This is a genomic window from Noviherbaspirillum sp., assembly GCF_035254685.1.
Taxonomy (GTDB): Bacteria; Pseudomonadota; Gammaproteobacteria; order Burkholderiales; family Burkholderiaceae_D; genus Noviherbaspirillum.
In genome coordinates, this window is sequence record NZ_DATFAI010000023.1 from 73,349 (window position 1) to 90,049 (window position 16,701).

The window sequence follows — 16,701 nt, forward strand, 5'->3', positions numbered from 1 at the left end:
CGATCAAATGAAACGAGCAAGGATACGCAAATCCTGTCCGATTTGCCTGACTTCATGAAGGGCAAGCTGCTTACGGCCATCCAGGCTTTCGAGCGCCGGCAGATCGAACAAGCCTTGCGCGTCACCGAGCAGGCTGGGAGCCAGGTAGAGCAGCAACTCGTCGACGCAACCCTCGCGAATCAGTGACCCGTTCAGCCTGAAGCCAGCCTCGACGTGCAGTTCATTGATCTGGCGCCGCCCGAGTTCCAGGATCAGCGCAGGCAGGTCGACCTTACCCCGCGGATTTGGCAGCAGGATGATCTCCGCCCCACGCTCGCGCAGCCGAGCCTCCTTTTCGGGATTCGTGGACGCCGTTGCAATCCAGGTTCCGCCGCCGGCAAGGATGCGCGCATCGGGGCTGATCTCGAGCTGGCTATCGATCACGATGCGGCGCGGCTGGCGCGGCGTTTCAATAGCCCTGACATTAAGCTGCGGATCATCTTCCCGCACCGTGCCGATACCTGTCAGTACGGCACATGCTCGGGCACGCCACCTGTGGCCATCGTTACGCGCCGCCTCGCCAGTAATCCACTGGCTACGGCCGTTATGCAATGCAGTCTTGCCATCCAGGCTGGCTGCCGCTTTCATCCGGACCCATGGCTTGCCGCGCTGCATGCGGGACATGAACCCGATATTCATTTCCCGCGCCTCGTTTTCCAGCATGCCGCACACCACCTCGATCCCAGCCGCGCGCAGCCTCGCCACACCTTGTCCGGCAACGAGGGGATTCGGGTCTGCCACTGCGGCAACCACCCTTGCCACACCGGCACGCACCAACGCATCGGCACAGGGGGGGGTCCTGCCGAAATGACTGCATGGTTCCAGCGTAACGTAGACGGTCGCTCCGCGGACATCAAATCCTCGGTTCACGGCGTCATTCAGTGCCTGGATTTCGGCATGCGCCTGTCCCGCAGGCTGCGTAAAGCCTTCACCGATAATCCGGCCATCCTTCACAATCACGCAACCCACGCGTGGATTGGGAGTGGTGATGAAAAGCCCTTTTGCCGCCCATTGCAATGCGAGCTCAATGCCCTGTGAATCAGTATGAATTTCCACGAGTTATGTTTGAGATCCGTTGTTTGGTTCATGCATTGGCACACGCAACCATTGCACTGCAATGCCCTGCCGGCCTTGCCCGCCGCGCTAGCAGGAGCTTCCTTCCCGCGCCGGATTGCATGCACGCGGACTGCCAAGAAAATTCAGCTTGATCTTGCGCACCTGCTCATTCAGCCTGAATGTGAATGTACCAAATTGCGTTCTCTGGCTGCTCGCATTGGTGCGGCTTCGGCCGGTGCCGTTATAAGCGAGATATTGTACTGTTGAATCGGTCAGTCTTGCCTCGATTCTGAGTCCCTTCGGCGCCGCATCATGGGCAAGAACCACTCGCTCGCCAGCGTCCGGCCTCTGGTTATTATTGTTGTCGACGAACACGACCCAGCCCCCGGCCCAACTCCCATCGGGATCCCGAGGGACCAGATCAACGCGAGCACCACGCTGGATTGCCTCCGATCGTGCGAGCCGGATCGCTGCGAGAAAATCATTTGTCGCTGAGGTAATCTGCTGGTTTCTGAGAAAGGCTGAGAAGCCAGGCACGCCAATGGATAGCGTGACAGCAACAATGGCGAGCACCGTGAGCAACTCGACCAGGGAAAATCCGCCTTTCATATTCGCTCGCTGCTTCCATGATCCAAGCCCCATTTCATCTCCAGCAGTCAGGGCTGTTTGCGTTCCTGAGGCCGGTGCTGGTGACACTCAGCTCGCCGCAGACGGGATCCTTGAAGCGCGAATCGACCTTCGCCGTACCAGGGCGCGCGATCAGCTGTACGCAGTTCTGAATCCTATCGTTCATGCATGGCTCAGCCCTGATCTCGTAGGCGCTGCTTTTCGCAGTGTCCCCTGAATACCATTTGAAATGCTTTTCATCCTCCTCCGTGGATGCGGCGGAAAACCTGATGTAGCTGTTACGTTGGGAGTAAAACTCTTCTTCCTGCTGCAGGAGTTTCATCAGCGCGGTTCGCCCTTCCACCCTCTTTCCTTTTCGAACCGCTTCCTGGTAGCTGGGGACCACGATCACCCCCAGAATGGCGACAATGACGAGCGCGACCATGACATCGATGATCGTGAATCCGCAATTCGTCCTTCCTGTCCGGCGCAGCCGCGCCTTATCGTACAGGTTCTTCATGTAATTCCCCCCAATTGGCCATTTCACGCCAGCCAAGCCGGCCGCTTTGATTCTGGTTCCGAAGGTTCTTGCGGTAATACGTCTGCAGAGCGACCTGCGTCGTGTCGCGCACGCCGAACCCAACCGCCGTGATACGGTAGAGGTGGATGACGTCCATGTCATTGGGGTCTTGCGCCGCGTCCGGCATGGGTATCCATTCGACGATGTAACGTGGCAGGCGTGCGGGCAGCGATCCTTCCGCCGCCTGGAAGTCCTGCCCGGTGAAATAGCCATATGGCACCGAGCGCGACTGCGAGCCCGATTCCATGAAGTCGACCGCCTGCCACACTGGAACAGCATGGCCGTCGCTGGTGCATAGCCCGAGGTAAAGATCAGCATGTCCCAAGCCGCACTCCTTTGTGAATCCCTCTACCTGCCTGCCGTCAAACAGCACGCTTCGCGTCGTCCTCACATCGGGCGATCCCTGGATATCCAGTTCAGCGTCAACGAGGGCCGCTTCAGCCGCCTGGAAGGCGATCTGCCGATCTCGGTCGTTGCGGGAAGCTTTTTCCGAGTGAAGCGCGATATTCGCGGCCGAAATGCCCATCATCATGACGACGGTCAGCATCAGCAGGGTCACCACGAGGGCGGCGCCACACTGTCGTCGGGCCGCATGAGATCGCCTGCCAGCATATATCGCGCATATCGTAGCGCCCGGAGTCATGCTGCGCCTCTCGAGGCGGCAACAGGCAACATGATCGTTGTTGAAAAAATCTTTCGCTGCCGGCCTTTCACCGACGCCGGCAGCGAAGCTTCCCTGATCCGCACTCCGGGATCTGCTGCGGCATGCATGTCTGCATAGCCCTTGCCGAACAGATCGTACTGGGTCGTACCGGACCCGCCTTGCGTGTTATTGGCACCGCGTATCAGGAGGGCAAACTTGACTGCCACGACGCTGTTCCAGGACGACTTGCCACCGCGATCCCGTCCGTCCACGATCGAGAGGCCAAGCGATTTGTCGAGAGCGGTAATTGCGGTCGCGTTCAGGAATTGCTCGGGCAAACCATCGGCATCCGTATCGATTCCATAGAGGACCTGAAAGGACTCAACCCCGCGAGCAACTGCTTGCGAAGTCCACGCATCATCGCCGCGATACTTGCAATACAGTTCCGATTCGCCAGTGGTGTCTTCGGCGACATAGAAAATGCTCCACCCGCGCGACGCTTCAGCATCATTCGCCGCACTGTCGGCAGATACGCTGAAGCCCGCGCAATTGAGCATCGTTCCATCTCCGTTTTCACCGGAGCCCGCGCCGGAGAATCGTATCGCGAGCACGTCGCTGCCATTGATCGCTTTGGCGACGGGCGTATCGATGATGGGCGTTCTGCCTCTCAGGCTTCTCGCGTCGAGCCCAAAAACGGCTGGTCCCGGTCGGGAGGCAGCTTCTGTCGATTCCCAGTCCCGGAACGAAGCAGTGCGCAACGACCGCGCAATGAGATCCACGGCAAACCGCCCGGCGTCCTGTATGCGTGCCTCATCGTCCTGGTGCAGATAGCCGGCTTTTGTTGAGAGGAGCAACGCACTCGTCGCCATGACAATGATCAGGCCGAGCGCAATCGACACCATCAGTTCAACCAGGGTCAGTCCCCTATCGGGGCGCGTGAAATCCTGACTTACGTTCAGGAGCCGATGAACGCTGGGCCGGTTCATAACCTGCTTGGGCCAACGGTCATCACAAGGCCTGGTGCAAACGAGCCGTTTTCGGACCGCGCCGGACTACCGTCCGGGTTTTGTGCCTGCCATCCGAGCTTGACGACCAGCGGCCCCTGCCCATTCGTGTCGCCGTGGCATGCCCAGGAAAGCGACTTCTTTCCGTTGTCCCACGGCGCGGAGTCATGGCATATCAGCAAGCGCCCGCCAGGCAATGATGCTTTCACACGTGCCTTCCATTCATAAATTTCAAATTCAGTGAGTTCGTCGATGTTGCATCTGGCCGAGTAGCACAGCTTTGCCGGCACTTGCGGATCGCCGTCAAAGGCAGACTGGTAACTCAATCCGGTAACAGGACTGGAACCAGCGGTTGCCGGACGTCGGCGGCCAATCGCTCGCACCACGTCCGAGATTTCCGTCGCAAGTTGAAGCGCAGCCGTCTGGATGGCGGCCTGGCGCTCGGCGCGAAACGCCGCCAGTTGCAAGCCTGCGGCACCAATTACCCCAATTGACAGGATGAAGATCGAGATATGCACTTCAATTAATGAAAAACCCTTATGAAAAAGCTTCGCATCGCAATTCATGTTTTGAGTGCCGATAAAGTTCGCGGAATCGAGTCCGAGTATCAATGTTGCAAAATCTGCAACTTTTTAAGCGCAGGAAGGCAAGTATCCTTTTCGCTACGGTAAATTACTTCGCGGGAGTTTTGCCTTCGGGACCGACTTCAGCGATCGCATCCTGAAATTCCGCCACATCCTCGAAGCTCTTGTAGACGGAGGCAAAGCGGATATAGGCAATCTTGTCCAAGCGTTTGAGTTCTCGCATGACCAATTCGCCGATGTGGCCGGATACGACCTCCCTGGCGCCACTTGAGAGCAGTTTTTCTTCGATACGATGGATGGCGGCATCGACCGCTTCAGCGGATACCGGGCGCTTCCGCAGCGCGAGCATCAGGCTTGCGCGCAGCTTTGCCGGGTCAAATTCGGCACGGCTGCCGTTCTTCTTGACGATGACGGGCATCGTCAGTTCGATGCGTTCGTAGGTGGTGAAACGCTTGTCGCAGTGGGCGCAACGGCGGCGGCGGCGGATAGTGTCCCCTTCTTCCGACACGCGCGTGTCGATCACCTGGGTGTCTTCATGATGACAGAAGGGACATTTCATGTTTGTAGCTGCTCTGTTTAACGATAGTTGTCAATTATATATTTTTCTGACGACGCGCCAAACTTTTTCCATACCGTGACGACGATTTGGAATACGGGACGATTCAAGCCACTCTACATGGCTTCACCCCACATTCCAGCGAGCCGCGACTCTTTCGAGACGCGGCTCGCTGCGGACGGAATCAGCCGTAGACCGGGAACTCGTCGGTCAGCTTCTTGACTTCCGCTTTCACGCGTTCGATGGTCGCCGCATCATGCGGATTGTCGAGCACGTCGGCGATCAGATTACCCACCTTGATCGCTTCCGCTTCCTTGAAGCCACGTGTGGTCATCGCGGGGCTGCCGAGACGGATGCCAGAGGTCACGAACGGCTTCTCCGGGTCATTTGGGATGGCATTCTTGTTGCAGGTCATGTGCGCGGAACCGAGGATCGCTTCGGCTTCCTTGCCGGTGATTTTCTTCGCACGCAGGTCGACCAGCATCACATGCGACTCTGTACGGCCGGAGACGATGCGCAGGCCGCGCGAGATCAGGGTCTTGGCCAACGCATCCGCGTTCTTCACGACCTGTTGCTGATACACCTTGAATTCCGGCGACAGTGCTTCCTTGAATGCGACTGCCTTGCCGGCAATGACATGCATCAACGGCCCCCCCTGGATGCCGGGGAAGATGGCGGAATTGATGGCCTTTTCATGTTCGGCCTTCATCAGGATCACGCCGCCGCGCGGGCCGCGCAACGATTTGTGCGTGGTGGAGGTGACGAAGTCGGCATGCGGCACCGGATTCGGATAGACGCCGGCGGCGATCAGGCCAGCGTAGTGTGCCATGTCGACCATGAAGTAGGCGCCGACGTCCTTCGCAACCTTGGCGAATCGCTCGAAGTCGATGTGCAGCGCATAGGCAGATGCGCCGGCGATGATCAGCTTCGGCTTCTTTTCATGCGCGAGACGCTCCATCGCGTCGTAGTCGATCTCTTCCTTATCGTTGAGGCCATAGGAGACGACGTTGAACCATTTGCCGGACATGTTCAGCGCCATGCCGTGCGTAAGGTGACCGCCTTCGGCCAGCGACATACCCATGATGGTGTCGCCCGGCTTGAGCATAGCGAAGAACACGCCCTGGTTCGCTTGCGAACCGGAGTTCGGCTGCACATTCGCAGCTTCCGCGCCGAACAGTTCCTTCAGGCGGTTGATTGCCAGCGTTTCGGCGATGTCGACATATTCGCAGCCGCCATAATAGCGCTTGCCCGGATAGCCTTCGGCGTACTTGTTCGTCAGCTGAGAACCTTGTGCTTCCATGACGGCCGGCGAAGTGTAGTTCTCGGAAGCGATTAGCTCGATGTGGTCCTGCTGGCGCTTGTTTTCCTGCTGGATGGCGGCCCAAAGTTCGGGGTCGACTTTAGCGATGGTGTGGTCTTTTGAAAACATGAAATCTCCAATCGATTAAGTTGCAAAGTGGGTTTGCCAAAATCGAATGAGGGCCGATAGAAATGACAGGCAGCCTCAGTCGTGCATTCCATTTGGGCTGCCCAGGCGAACGGCTGTGGAATGTCTCACGTTCCCCGGTGGATGCCCACCTTGTCGCCGGAAATGCTGCCCGGCTTTTTCGCCAGTTACGTGAGACTAAATGGAGCTAGATTGTAAGATAGGTACCTGATTTCAGCAAGGATGGAAAATCCGGAGCCGCAATGCCTTGAAGAAACGGTCATCAAGGCGAAACGCCTCCTTTCGGCTACAATTTTGGCAACCGTTCATCTTTGTAAAAGGAAATAAATCATGATCGTCTTGATTACCGGCGCAACATCCGGTTTCGGCGCCGAAATGGCCCGCAAATTCGTCAAAACGGGCCATAAGGTGATTGCCACGGGTCGTCGCAAGGATCGCCTTGACGATTTGGCAAAGGAGCTGGGAAGCGCGCTGCTTCCGATCGCCATGGACGTGAGCGACAAGACATCGATCACGAGTGGATTGGCTGCCCTGCCGTCGGAATGGCAGGAAATTGACGTCCTGATCAACAATGCCGGACTGGCGCTTGGCATCGCGCCGGCGCACCAGGCCTCGCTGGAAGAATGGGAGACCATGATCGACACCAATTGCAAGGGTCTGGTCACCATGACGCGCATGCTCCTCCCCGCTATGGTGGCTCGCGGGCGCGGAACCATCATTAACATCGGATCTACCGCCGGGGCTTACCCCTACCCCGGCGGAAACGTTTACGGCGCGACCAAGGCGTTCGTCGACCAGTTCACGCTGAACCTGCGTGCCGACTTGGTCGGTACCGGCGTGCGGGCGACAAACATCGCGCCGGGCCTGTGCGGCGGAACGGAGTTCTCGAATGTCCGACTGAAGGACGATGCCGCAGCCGCGAAAGTATATGAAGGCACGGTTCCGCTGACGGCCGACGACATTGCTGAAACCGCCTACTGGATTGCGACGCTGCCCGCACATGTCAACATCAATTACATCGAGATGATGCCGACCTGTCAGGCATTCGGACCGTTTGCCGTCAAACGGAGCAGCTAGGAGCGCGGGCTGGATCGTGATGAATTCGGATTTCACCTGGAACGTTCGCGTCTACTACGAAGACACGGACACCGGCGGCGTGGTCTTCTATGCAAACTACCTGAAATTCTTTGAGCGCGCGCGCACCGAGTGGCTGCGCGCGGCCGGGATTAACCAGGGATTATTATCAGAAAAGCATCATACGATGTTCGTCGTCAAAAGCACCGCAGTGGATTATCATGCTCCGGCGAAATTAGATGATGAACTGAAACTCACCGTCGTTGTCGAAAGGCTCGGACGTGCTTCTGTGCAATTTGTTCAAGAAGCCTGGCGCGTCGACGGAACACAAGGGCATCTGCTCACCAGTGGACGCATCAGGGTCGGCTGCGTGGACACCCGGACGTTCCGCCCCAGCCCGATACCGGATGAGGTATTGGCCAGGATAAAAAAGACAGGATAATTTTCCCTCGCTGCGAAATCGCGCCGGCCGCATGCTGGTGCGCTGCTGCATTACGAACATAACCGCTTTTACATTAACGACCAATGACCGTCACACAAGACCTATCCTTCATTTCCCTCATCGGCAACGCCTCTCTCCTTGTGCAGCTTGTCATGGCCTTGCTGCTGCTCGTCTCGGTCATGAGCTGGTCTTACATCTTCCGCAAGATGTTTGCGATCAGAAGCGCGCAGACACAGACCGAGGAATTCGAACGCGCTTTCTGGTCGGGCGGCAACCTGAACGCCCTGTACGAAGAAGCCACGTCGAATCGTCGCCGCAGCACGGGCAACAGCGGCGCGCTAGAGCGCATTTTCGAATCCGGCATGGGTGAATTCATCAAGGTCAAGGCAACTTTTGCGGGCAAGGGCAACGTGGATTCCGGCAGTGTGATCGACGGTGCCCGGCGCGCCATGCGCGCGGCCTACCAGCGCGAGATGGACGGACTGGAATCGCACCTGGCCTTCCTTGCCTCGGTTGGCTCGGTGTCGCCGTACGTCGGCCTGTTCGGCACGGTATGGGGCATCATGAATGCCTTCCGTGGCCTCGCCAACGTGCAACAGGCAACGCTGGCCGCGGTGGCGCCGGGCATTGCCGAAGCCCTGATTGCGACAGCCATCGGCCTGTTCGCTGCCATTCCGGCGGTGGTTGCCTACAACCGCTACTCACATGACATCGACCGCCTCGCGATCCGCTTCGAGAGCTTCATCGAAGAGTTCTCCAACATCTTGCAACGGCAGGTCCGCTGATGGCGAACAGCACGATGCGCGGCGGACGGGGCCGCAAATTCAAATCCGAAATCAACGTTGTCCCGTATATCGACGTGATGCTGGTGCTACTGATCATCTTCATGGTCGCGACGCCGATGACGAATCCTGGCGTCGTGAACCTGCCGACAGCCGGCAAATCCGCGCTACCACCAACGGATTACATCCAGATCACCCTCAAGCCGGACACCAGTGCCACCATCGGCATCAGCGGCAAAAAGAGCGGTGGACAGCCTGAAAAGGTCGGCGGCCGCGGCGTGCTGGTGCAGAAGCTGGGTGCCTTGCATGAATCGAATCCCGACCTGCCAGTGATGATCTCTGCCGACAAGGACATCAAGTACGACGAAGTGATCCAGGTGATCTCGGAAGCGAAAAAACTCGGCATCAATCGCGTGGGGCTGGCGACGAAGCAATGACAGACGAAACACCGTACACCGTCCCCAAGGAGCCCGGGCGCTGGCGCGCACTCAGCCTTGCGGCATTGATGCATGTGCTGCTGTTCACCTTCCTGTGGATAGGCGTGCGCTGGCAGAACGATACGCCGGCAACCATCGAAGCGGAAGTGTGGAGCCCCGACCAGCGCGAGGCGGCCCCGACGCCTGTTCCGCAAAAGGAACCGGAGCCGGAGCCAAAACCGGTTGTGAAGGAGGCTCCGCCACCAAAGCCTGTGCCGAAGGTGGAAGAGCCGCCCGTGGTCAAGCCTGACATTGCGTTGGAGCAGGAGAAGAAACGCAAGGCGGAAGAGAAGAAGCGCCACGAAGAGGAACTGCGCAAGGAACAGGAAGACAAGAAGCGCAAGGAAGAAGAACAGCGCAAAGAGAAGGAAAAGAAGCGGCTCGAAGAAGAACGTCTGGCCAAGCTCAAGGAACAGGAAGAAGCCAAGCAGCTCGAGAAACAGAAGGCCGAGAAGGCTGAAAAGGCGAAGAAAGAAGCCGCCGAGAAGAAGCGCAAGCAGGAAGAAGCAGACGCGAAGATGCTGGCCAAGATGCGCGAAGAGGACATGCGCCGTATTACCGGTGGCGTGACCGGCAGTGGCGGAGCGGGCCAACAGGAAAGATCCCAGGGCGGCCGGGCCGATGCGGGCTATATGCAGAAGATCGCGGCGCGCATCAAGTCGAACACGGTGTTCAACGTGCCGTTCGACCTGGCTGGCAATCCGCCTGTCGAGTATGTTGTCGAACTGCTGCCTGACGGGTCGTTGCGTGGCATGCCGCAAAAGGTGAAATCGTCGAACGTGCCTGGCTTCGATGATGCGGTATTGCGCGCGATCGAGAAGTCGCAGCCCTTCCCGCGTGATGCAAAAACAGGCACGGTGCCCTCCAGACTCACCATTTCGCATAGACCGAAAGACCAATAAGTCATGATGAAAAATCTCTTCGTACGCAGTATCGCCGTCGCCGGACTGATGGCCGGCACCCTCGCCCACGCGCAGTTGCGCGTGGAGATTTCCGGTGTTGGCGCGAACCAGCTTCCCATTGCCATCTCCGGCTTTGCCGATGAAGCCAATGCGCCGCAACAGATCAGTGCCATCGTCAAGGCCGACCTGATGCGCAGCGGATACTTCAAGATCATCGACACGGGCAACGTCATGTCGGAAACGACACCAGTCAATTTCGATGAATGGAAATCGCGCGGCGCGGAAGCACTTGCCGTGGGCAGCGTTCAGCGCCTGGCCGACGGACGCTACGACGCCCGTTACCGCCTGTACGACACCTTGAAGTCTTCCAGCCTGTCCGGATTCGGCCAGGTCGCGGCGCAGGACCGCCTGCGCGTGGCTGCACACAGGATCGCCGACGACATCTATGAAAAACTCCTCGGTGTGCGCGGCGCATTCGCCACCCGCATCGCCTACGTGACCAAGGCTGGCCGCGAATACCGCCTGGAGATCGCCGACTCGGACGGCGAAGGCACGCAGGTCGCCCTGCGCTCGAACGAACCGATCATTTCTCCAACCTGGTCGCCGGATGGCACGAAGGTGGCCTATGTCTCGTTCGAATCCAGAAAGCCTGTCGTGTACGTGCAAGACCTCGTCAGCCGCCACAGAACAGTGGTCGCCAATTACCGCGGCAGCAATTCCGCGCCTGCATGGTCACCCGACAGCAGCAAACTCGCCGTCGCATTGTCGCGTGACGGCTATACGCAGATCTACGTCGTGAATGCCGACGGCGGAGGCCTGCGCAAACTGACCAACTCCACCGGTATCGAGACCGAGCCGCAGTTCAGCCCCGACGGGCAGTCGATCTATTTCACCAGCGACCGTAGCGGCGGACCGCAGATCTATCGCATGAGCGCGCAAGGCGGGCAAGCGCAACGCGTCACCTTTAACGGCAGTTACAACATCAGCCCGCGCATCTCGCCGGACGGGAAGACGCTCGCGTTCATCTCGCGTCGTGAAGGTCGCTTCCAGCTCTACGCGCTCGACCTGGCAAGCGGCCAGGAATTGCGCCTGTCGGATACGAGCAAGGACGAGTCGCCGAGCTTCTCGCCCAATGGCAAGTACATCATGTATGCCACCGAGTCCGGCCGACGCGGCACGCTCGCGGTGGTTTCGGTCGATGGCCGTGTCAAGCAGACCTTGACGACCCAGGCAGGCGACGTTCGCGAGCCCACCTGGGGCCCGTTCATGAAATAATATGACGCTGTAGCAACATTAACTCAGGAGAATTCAAATGCGCCCCATCACTACACTGGCCATCGCCCTATCGAGCGCGCTGTTTCTGGCCGCTTGCAGTTCGTCCGTGAAGCTGGATGACAAAGCAAAGGTCGAAGAACGTTCAGGTGCAGTTCCGACCACGTCCGCCGACGCACGCACCGTTTCACCCATCACCACCGGCTCCACCGATCCGCTGAACGATCCGAAAGGTATCCTCGCCAAGCGCAGCGTCTACTTCGACTTCGACAGTTTCATTGTCAAGGAAGAGTTCAAGCCCATGATGCAGGCGCACGCAAAGTACCTGACAACCAACAAGAACCGCAAGATCGTCATCCAGGGCAATACCGACGAACGCGGCGGCCGCGAATACAATCTCGCGTTGGGTCAGAAGCGTGCCGAAGCCGTGCGCAAGTCGTTGTCGCTGCTTGGCGTCTCGGACTCGCAGATGGAAGCGGTTTCGTTTGGCGAGGAGAAGCCGAAGGCAACAGGCAGCGATGAAGCTTCCTGGGCCGAGAACCGCCGCGCTGACCTGGTCTATCAATAACCATGAAAAAATTCCTTGCCGCGGCCGCCCTGGCCGCATTGTCACTGGGTCCGCTGCAGGCGCAAGCCGCTCTGTTTGAAGACGACGAAGCTCGCCGCGCGATCCTCGAAATCCGCGATCGCCTGAAGAACATGCAGAGCGAGATCAACGCCAAGGCCGACAAGTCCGGCAACTTCGAGCTGAACAACCAGAACGAACAGTTGAAGCAGGAGATCGCCCGGCTGCGCGGACAGGTCGAACTGCTGACCAACGAGCTGGCCAACACGCAGAAGCGCCAGAAAGATTTCTACGTCGACCTCGACACCCGCCTGCGCAAGCTGGAGCCGCAGCAGATGACGATCGACGGCAAGGAAGTGAGCGTCGAACAAGGTGAGCAGCGTGCTTATGAATCTGCACTCGCCGCCTTCAAGTCCGGCGACTACAAGACCGCCGGGGCGTCCTTCTACGATTTCCTGCGCCGTTATCCCAATTCCGGTTTTGCGCCCTCCGCGCAATACTGGCTTGGCAACACCTACTATGCGCAACGCGATTATCGCAATGCGATTTCAGCACAGCAGGTCGTGGTCAAGAATTTCCCGGACAACCCGAAAGCGGCTGACGCCCTGCTGAACATCGCCAGCTGCTACATGGAACTGAAGGACAAGGCTTCTGCAAAGAAGACGCTGGAAACGCTTGTCGCCAAGTATCCGGACGCGCCATCCGCGCAGACGGCGAAGGAGCGACTGGCTGCTTTGAAGTGAGATGGGTTGCAGGAGGCCGGCGTGGACTTGCAGCGGTCTTCTGCCCCCCCTCGGGTGCGTATGACTGCCTCGATGTTTGTGAATGCGCATGGCGGCCGATGATGACTTCGCATAATCTCCGCTATAGCATTGACACAACGAAGGAAAATTTCTTATAATCTTCGTCTTTCGGGTCGTTAGCTCAGTTGGTAGAGCAGCGGACTTTTAATCCGTTGGTCGCGTGTTCGAGTCACGCACGGCCTACCAGAAAACAGAACGGCTCCCAGCGATGGGGGCCGTTTTCATTTATGGCCCTGGCTTGCATCATCACGCCATGTCCACCCAGTCAGCTATCCCTGAGTGCGGTCACGGCCTTGCCTTGTACCTTGCCTGGAGCGGGGGGGGAATTGTGCGTGCTCGTTGGCGTCCAATATCATGCCGACGATTCCGTTTCGATACGCCTTCCCATGCAACGTTTTCTTGTCATCATCGGAGTGCTTCTCGTGCTGGCCGGGCTGTTCTGGCCATGGATTTCACGGCTCCCGCTCGGCCGCTTGCCCGGCGATATCCACATCGTGCGGGAAGGATTCAGCTTCCATTTTCCCATCGTGACCAGCATCCTTGTCTCACTGCTGCTGTCGCTGCTCTTGTGGATTTTCCGACGCTGAAAGCGGCCCCTTCGGTCCGTCGCACGGACATGAACGCAGACATGAAAAATCCCCTTGGTTCGCTGACCCAAGGGGATTTGGAATTTCCGGCGGCGCCAACAGCGCAAATGTTCAGTACAATCAGGAATTGACGCTACGTTGCTGTATGGCCTCCGTGCCGCCAATGCTGGAAGCCCTGATCGCGCACCATGGCCCAAATCGCGAGAACCAGCACGACGCATCCGACGACGACTGCGTTCGTCGTCACATCTTTTTCGGCAGTGTAGCGAAGCACCCACGGCGATATCGCCACCCATGCGCCGAGAATGATGTTGATCGCCTCTTCCCATGCCTTCGGGATGGATACGGCGACTGCCGCGAATACGACAATGGCCGCGCCGAGTATCCATGCGTTCCATGTCGCTTTCGGCATTGAGGCACTGTATTTCAATACCCAGGGCGACACGAACAACCAGGCGCCGAGCAGCAGGTTGAGCCAGTCTTGCCATCGTTTGGTGTTCATGATTCATGCCTCCTTTCCTGCGTGAGTGAAGTGCATGAGATTAGATAATTCTCACACCTGGATTGTTCCAGCCGAGGGATCGATGGAAGAAGAATGGTCCGCGATGCTCCGGTCCCGCGTGGCTTTCCAGCGGGAAATCCGGAACAAGAAGGTTACGCGCATGGGGAAGCGCAGATCCAGCCGCGACCACGAGTCCGGACAGGAGATCCGGAGCGAAGCGAACTAGAGCGTGACGCCGCCGCTGGGACCGGTCGACGAGCAATCCGCATGACTGCAGGGACATTGCTCACCTTGGTCATCCTGGTTGGCGTGCTCGCGCCGGCATTCTTCACTGCAATACCGTTGTCCTGCCGGCACCGAGCAGGTGCAGCGAGGCAGCGCACATTTGTCTTCGATCTGTTGAATCGCCATCGATGCTCTCCTTAGGCCGAGAGAAATCATCGCCCATGCATGCCGGCAAACGCGAAGCGACGAATATCGCCGTCGTCATTGCAGGCTTTCGGGAAGACCTTTTTTGCGCGGCGAGGTTCATCGTTGCCGCAAGAGTGATGTTCAGAGCGCGAATGCCAAGGCCGCGAGCGCAGCACAGCAGGCCAGTGCCTGCAGGAGGTGAATGAGGATGGATCGCTTCCTGGAGGCAGCGGTTCCGACTTTGACGGCAGTCGCTTCCTTGTCCGTGTCCGCAGACAATGCCGTCGACGGCTTGCTTTGCGGCGGCTGGAGCAGGCTGACGACGACTGCATCCTCCTGGTCTTCGTGCTTGACCTCCCTCGCTGCCGCGGCCTGAGGCGCGGCAGCTTTTGGCTCCGGCGCCTGTATCCGCTTCGCGGATTGCCTGACGCGCCCTGTGGTCAGCATCTGGTGCAATTCATCGATGGTGGGCTTGCGTGCGTAGACCTTCTCCCACGCCCTGATCAAGTTCGCGTGGCCCTCGCCCATCATGGCGTCGTACAGCAGGTTGCCCATCTCCCGTCCTTTATCGACGGCTTTCCTGAGAAGGCTCTCGTGCACTTCGTTGGCGACCTTGAACAGGGCCTTCGCAAGGGCTGCGTCGCGGCAGGCGCTCAACTCTCCTTCGAGATCGTGGTACTCGACCAGTCCGTTGATCTGCACGGGCGGCTCAAGGATGATCTTCGGGCTGACCTGCTTCAGCTCAAGCAGCGCGCGTACCGGGAAATCGAACTGTGAACCATCCTGCGCATCGCCCCCGGCACGCCTGCCTTGCAGGAACAGACGGGATTCGCGGTAGCCGCGGTAAAAGGACAGCCATGGCTCGATGTCTGCCTTGCACAGGGAGAATGGCTTGCTCCACGCATCGGGGTCAACGCCCTCGTCCATTGGGATCAAGGCTGACCGCATGTCGGGAATCTGGCGAACCTTGTCGATCCATTCCGGCGACACTACCGCCGGGTCGAACGTATTCGCGGAAAGAGATGTGTCCTGGCCAGTCCGGCCGGCGTTGCCGACCAGATGAATATCCTTGCGGGCGTCGTTGCTGTGCGCCCGTTTTTTCTTGAGTTCCAGGGCTTCCTGATGAATGCGGTTTTGCCGTTCCGTCTCCCACCGCAAGGGGGTATCGAGTACGTCGAGCGCCTGCATGTCACGCGCCCATCATGGCCGCATTGCCGCGGCGGCGAAGCATGGCCAGCCGCGCCTGCGCGAAACCATGCAAGCGGGCGGAAATCATTCGTCCAAATCCGATGACCATGGCAATAGGTTTAACGATGACTGCTTATCGTCAGGTGATTGTTTCCGGCGGCTGGGATGCCATGATGATCGAGGCATGTACCGGCGCGCTGGTCGCGCCGGACTTGTCGCGCAACAGCGTGGACAGGATCGCCGTGTCATTGAAGCGGAAACGCGACAGCATCACATTGCAGCTGGCCATCTTCAGAACCTGACCGTTACTCATACTGGCCAGCAGGTCTGCGATTTCGCCGCTGATGCCGAGGCGGAAAATAGCCTCCGCGCGGTCATGGCGAATCATCTGCTGGGCAATCATCAGGTAGCTCAGATTGACATCGCGAATTTCAGACAAATAATCGTTAGCCATTGAGTACGGTCCTTATGTTAATAGGCGAAAACTTCTTGTAGCACTTCCAGGGTCTTGGCCATCGTTTCTTCGCTGATGACTCCCAGCTTCTTCACCAACCGCGACTTCTCGAGGGTGCAGATTTGATCCAGCAGGATCAACCCCTCTTTCTGCATAAATATGACGGGGATGCGGAACGGCGCGGGCAGTTCATGCGAGCTCAATGGCGCCATGATGAGCGTGGACAGGTATTCGTCCATCTCCTCCGGCGAGACGACCACGCATGGCCATCTTTTCTGGGTCACGCTGCCGGTCGGTTTTTCGAACTCGGCAAGCCATACGTCGGCCCGCTTTACCATGTAAATCCGCTATCCGCTTCGTTGGGAATGAGAGGCCATGCGATCGGCAGCTCGGCCGATTTGTCCGCCAGCTTCCGGCACGCCTCCGCCCATCCTTCACGCGACTTCTTCCTTGGCTTGCGGATCACGATGGCGTCGTTCTCCACCTCGATCTCGACTTCACCGATATCAAGACCGGTCTGCATCAAGAATGGCTTGGGGATCAGCACCCCTTGCGAATTTCCCATCTTGCGGATTGCAGTCTTCATAGAAGGTCCCTGAACTGATGTTCTAACATAGTACAACAAAATTACCAGCTGGCAAATTTTTATTCAAACAATGTTGGTACGAGATTTTTTAAGTTATTACATTGTTTTTACAAAGCTGAAAAATCGGGTGAACTGTGCGCCG

At 58.3% G+C, this 16,701-nt stretch carries 22 protein-coding genes, 1 tRNA gene and 1 riboswitch; of the genes, 10 read left to right on the plus strand and 13 right to left on the minus strand.

Going from position 1 to position 16,701, the window contains the following annotated elements; genetic code table 11:
* Nucleotides 1-3: 3 nt before the first annotated feature.
* From ribD to glyA, 8 genes are all read right to left on the minus strand, one after another.
* Nucleotides 4-1,095 (minus strand): bifunctional diaminohydroxyphosphoribosylaminopyrimidine deaminase/5-amino-6-(5-phosphoribosylamino)uracil reductase RibD, encoded by a 1,092-nt coding sequence (gene ribD, locus VJ698_RS10400; protein ID WP_324102682.1) that lies wholly within the window; start codon nt 1,093-1,095, stop codon nt 4-6.
* Between the two features lie 87 nt (nt 1,096-1,182).
* On the minus strand, nt 1,183-1,737 hold the full coding sequence (locus tag VJ698_RS10405; RefSeq protein WP_324102683.1) for a GspH/FimT family pseudopilin: 555 nt from the start codon (nt 1,735-1,737) through the stop codon (nt 1,183-1,185).
* Between the two features lies 1 nt (nt 1,738).
* Nucleotides 1,739-2,248 (minus strand): type IV pilin protein, encoded by a 510-nt coding sequence (locus VJ698_RS10410; RefSeq protein WP_324102885.1) that lies wholly within the window; start codon nt 2,246-2,248, stop codon nt 1,739-1,741.
* A complete protein-coding gene (locus VJ698_RS10415; RefSeq protein WP_324102685.1) occupies nt 2,202-2,843 on the minus strand; it encodes a pilus assembly PilX family protein in 642 nt (213 codons plus the stop codon). The genes VJ698_RS10410 and VJ698_RS10415 overlap by 47 nt, the downstream gene beginning before the upstream one ends.
* 77 nt (nt 2,844-2,920) lie before the next feature.
* The gene (locus tag VJ698_RS10420; RefSeq protein WP_324102686.1) at nt 2,921-3,910 is read right to left on the minus strand and encodes a PilW family protein; all 990 of its coding nucleotides are present in this window, start codon (nt 3,908-3,910) and stop codon (nt 2,921-2,923) included.
* Entirely contained in the window at nt 3,907-4,494 is a 588-nt protein-coding gene (gene pilV / locus VJ698_RS10425; RefSeq protein ID WP_324102687.1) for a type IV pilus modification protein PilV, read from the minus strand. The genes VJ698_RS10420 and pilV overlap by 4 nt, the downstream gene beginning before the upstream one ends.
* A 106-nt stretch (nt 4,495-4,600) precedes the next feature.
* A complete protein-coding gene (gene nrdR / locus VJ698_RS10430; RefSeq protein ID WP_324102688.1) occupies nt 4,601-5,071 on the minus strand; it encodes a transcriptional regulator NrdR in 471 nt (156 codons plus the stop codon).
* A gap of 181 nt (nt 5,072-5,252) precedes the next feature.
* Nucleotides 5,253-6,497 (minus strand): serine hydroxymethyltransferase, encoded by a 1,245-nt coding sequence (gene glyA, locus VJ698_RS10435; RefSeq protein WP_324102689.1) that lies wholly within the window; start codon nt 6,495-6,497, stop codon nt 5,253-5,255.
* A 92-nt stretch (nt 6,498-6,589) separates the two neighbouring features.
* Nucleotides 6,590-6,696, minus strand: a riboswitch (ZMP/ZTP riboswitch).
* Nucleotides 6,697-6,845: 149 nt separating this feature from the next.
* Here glyA and VJ698_RS10440 point away from each other — a divergent pair.
* The 10 genes from VJ698_RS10440 to VJ698_RS10485 all read left to right on the plus strand — a co-directional run bounded on the left by VJ698_RS10440 (nt 6,846) and on the right by VJ698_RS10485 (nt 13,418).
* Nucleotides 6,846-7,592: an SDR family NAD(P)-dependent oxidoreductase gene (locus tag VJ698_RS10440; protein WP_324102690.1), complete on the plus strand. Its 747-nt coding sequence runs from the start codon at nt 6,846-6,848 to the stop codon at nt 7,590-7,592.
* Nucleotides 7,593-7,611: 19 nt separating this feature from the next.
* The gene (ybgC, locus tag VJ698_RS10445) at nt 7,612-8,031 is read left to right on the plus strand and encodes a tol-pal system-associated acyl-CoA thioesterase (RefSeq protein ID WP_324102691.1); all 420 of its coding nucleotides are present in this window, start codon (nt 7,612-7,614) and stop codon (nt 8,029-8,031) included.
* 83 nt (nt 8,032-8,114) lie between these two features.
* On the plus strand, nt 8,115-8,816 hold the full coding sequence (gene tolQ, locus VJ698_RS10450; RefSeq protein ID WP_324102692.1) for a protein TolQ: 702 nt from the start codon (nt 8,115-8,117) through the stop codon (nt 8,814-8,816).
* Entirely contained in the window at nt 8,816-9,250 is a 435-nt protein-coding gene (locus VJ698_RS10455; RefSeq protein ID WP_324102693.1) for an ExbD/TolR family protein, read from the plus strand. Before tolQ ends, VJ698_RS10455 begins: the two co-directional genes overlap by 1 nt.
* Nucleotides 9,247-10,191, plus strand: coding sequence for a cell envelope integrity protein TolA (gene tolA, locus VJ698_RS10460; protein WP_324102694.1), 945 nt, complete (start codon nt 9,247-9,249; stop codon nt 10,189-10,191). The genes VJ698_RS10455 and tolA overlap by 4 nt, the downstream gene beginning before the upstream one ends.
* A gap of 3 nt (nt 10,192-10,194) precedes the next feature.
* The gene (tolB, locus tag VJ698_RS10465) at nt 10,195-11,466 is read left to right on the plus strand and encodes a Tol-Pal system beta propeller repeat protein TolB (RefSeq protein ID WP_324102695.1); all 1,272 of its coding nucleotides are present in this window, start codon (nt 10,195-10,197) and stop codon (nt 11,464-11,466) included.
* 37 nt (nt 11,467-11,503) lie between these two features.
* Nucleotides 11,504-12,031 carry a peptidoglycan-associated lipoprotein Pal gene (gene pal, locus VJ698_RS10470; protein WP_324102696.1) on the plus strand — a complete coding sequence of 176 codons (528 nt, stop codon included), beginning with the start codon at nt 11,504-11,506 and terminating at the stop codon, nt 12,029-12,031.
* A 2-nt stretch (nt 12,032-12,033) separates the two neighbouring features.
* Nucleotides 12,034-12,771 (plus strand): tol-pal system protein YbgF, encoded by a 738-nt coding sequence (ybgF, locus tag VJ698_RS10475; protein WP_324102697.1) that lies wholly within the window; start codon nt 12,034-12,036, stop codon nt 12,769-12,771.
* A 170-nt stretch (nt 12,772-12,941) separates the two neighbouring features.
* Nucleotides 12,942-13,017: transfer RNA gene (locus VJ698_RS10480), tRNA-Lys, on the plus strand.
* A gap of 200 nt (nt 13,018-13,217) precedes the next feature.
* On the plus strand, nt 13,218-13,418 hold the full coding sequence (locus VJ698_RS10485) for a DUF2905 domain-containing protein (protein WP_324102698.1): 201 nt from the start codon (nt 13,218-13,220) through the stop codon (nt 13,416-13,418).
* 133 nt (nt 13,419-13,551) lie between these two features.
* On the opposite strand, the gene VJ698_RS10490 is transcribed toward VJ698_RS10485, so the two are convergent.
* From VJ698_RS10490 to VJ698_RS10510, 5 genes are all read right to left on the minus strand, one after another.
* The gene (locus VJ698_RS10490) at nt 13,552-13,920 is read right to left on the minus strand and encodes an SPW repeat protein (RefSeq protein WP_324102699.1); all 369 of its coding nucleotides are present in this window, start codon (nt 13,918-13,920) and stop codon (nt 13,552-13,554) included.
* 552 nt (nt 13,921-14,472) lie between these two features.
* A complete protein-coding gene (locus VJ698_RS10495) occupies nt 14,473-15,519 on the minus strand; it encodes a hypothetical protein (RefSeq protein WP_324102700.1) in 1,047 nt (348 codons plus the stop codon).
* 139 nt (nt 15,520-15,658) lie between these two features.
* Nucleotides 15,659-15,973, minus strand: coding sequence for a flagellar transcriptional regulator FlhD (gene flhD, locus VJ698_RS10500; protein WP_324102701.1), 315 nt, complete (start codon nt 15,971-15,973; stop codon nt 15,659-15,661).
* 17 nt (nt 15,974-15,990) lie between these two features.
* Entirely contained in the window at nt 15,991-16,311 is a 321-nt protein-coding gene (locus tag VJ698_RS10505; protein WP_324102702.1) for a type II toxin-antitoxin system PemK/MazF family toxin, read from the minus strand.
* Nucleotides 16,305-16,559 (minus strand): AbrB/MazE/SpoVT family DNA-binding domain-containing protein, encoded by a 255-nt coding sequence (locus VJ698_RS10510; RefSeq protein WP_324102703.1) that lies wholly within the window; start codon nt 16,557-16,559, stop codon nt 16,305-16,307. Before VJ698_RS10510 ends, VJ698_RS10505 begins: the two co-directional genes overlap by 7 nt.
* Between the last annotated feature and the right edge of the window lie 142 nt (nt 16,560-16,701).

Excerpts from the sequence above, each read along its gene's own strand:
- VJ698_RS10405 (WP_324102683.1), bottom strand. The coding sequence starts at position 1,737 with ATGGGGCTTGGATCATGGAAGCAGCGAGCGAATATGAAAGGCGGATTT.
- VJ698_RS10420 (WP_324102686.1), bottom strand. The coding sequence starts at position 3,910 with ATGAACCGGCCCAGCGTTCATCGGCTCCTGAACGTAAGTCAGGATTTC.
- pilV (WP_324102687.1), bottom strand. The coding sequence starts at position 4,494 with ATGAATTGCGATGCGAAGCTTTTTCATAAGGGTTTTTCATTAATTGAA.
- nrdR (WP_324102688.1), bottom strand. The coding sequence starts at position 5,071 with ATGAAATGTCCCTTCTGTCATCATGAAGACACCCAGGTGATCGACACG.
- glyA (WP_324102689.1), bottom strand. The coding sequence starts at position 6,497 with ATGTTTTCAAAAGACCACACCATCGCTAAAGTCGACCCCGAACTTTGG.
- VJ698_RS10440 (WP_324102690.1), top strand. The coding sequence starts at position 6,846 with ATGATCGTCTTGATTACCGGCGCAACATCCGGTTTCGGCGCCGAAATG.
- ybgC (WP_324102691.1), top strand. The coding sequence starts at position 7,612 with ATGAATTCGGATTTCACCTGGAACGTTCGCGTCTACTACGAAGACACG.
- tolQ (WP_324102692.1), top strand. The coding sequence starts at position 8,115 with ATGACCGTCACACAAGACCTATCCTTCATTTCCCTCATCGGCAACGCC.
- VJ698_RS10455 (WP_324102693.1), top strand. The coding sequence starts at position 8,816 with ATGGCGAACAGCACGATGCGCGGCGGACGGGGCCGCAAATTCAAATCC.
- tolA (WP_324102694.1), top strand. The coding sequence starts at position 9,247 with ATGACAGACGAAACACCGTACACCGTCCCCAAGGAGCCCGGGCGCTGG.
- tolB (WP_324102695.1), top strand. The coding sequence starts at position 10,195 with ATGATGAAAAATCTCTTCGTACGCAGTATCGCCGTCGCCGGACTGATG.
- pal (WP_324102696.1), top strand. The coding sequence starts at position 11,504 with ATGCGCCCCATCACTACACTGGCCATCGCCCTATCGAGCGCGCTGTTT.
- ybgF (WP_324102697.1), top strand. The coding sequence starts at position 12,034 with ATGAAAAAATTCCTTGCCGCGGCCGCCCTGGCCGCATTGTCACTGGGT.
- VJ698_RS10485 (WP_324102698.1), top strand. The coding sequence starts at position 13,218 with ATGCAACGTTTTCTTGTCATCATCGGAGTGCTTCTCGTGCTGGCCGGG.
- VJ698_RS10490 (WP_324102699.1), bottom strand. The coding sequence starts at position 13,920 with ATGAACACCAAACGATGGCAAGACTGGCTCAACCTGCTGCTCGGCGCC.
- VJ698_RS10495 (WP_324102700.1), bottom strand. The coding sequence starts at position 15,519 with ATGCAGGCGCTCGACGTACTCGATACCCCCTTGCGGTGGGAGACGGAA.
- flhD (WP_324102701.1), bottom strand. The coding sequence starts at position 15,973 with ATGGCTAACGATTATTTGTCTGAAATTCGCGATGTCAATCTGAGCTAC.
- VJ698_RS10505 (WP_324102702.1), bottom strand. The coding sequence starts at position 16,311 with ATGGTAAAGCGGGCCGACGTATGGCTTGCCGAGTTCGAAAAACCGACC.
- VJ698_RS10510 (WP_324102703.1), bottom strand. The coding sequence starts at position 16,559 with ATGAAGACTGCAATCCGCAAGATGGGAAATTCGCAAGGGGTGCTGATC.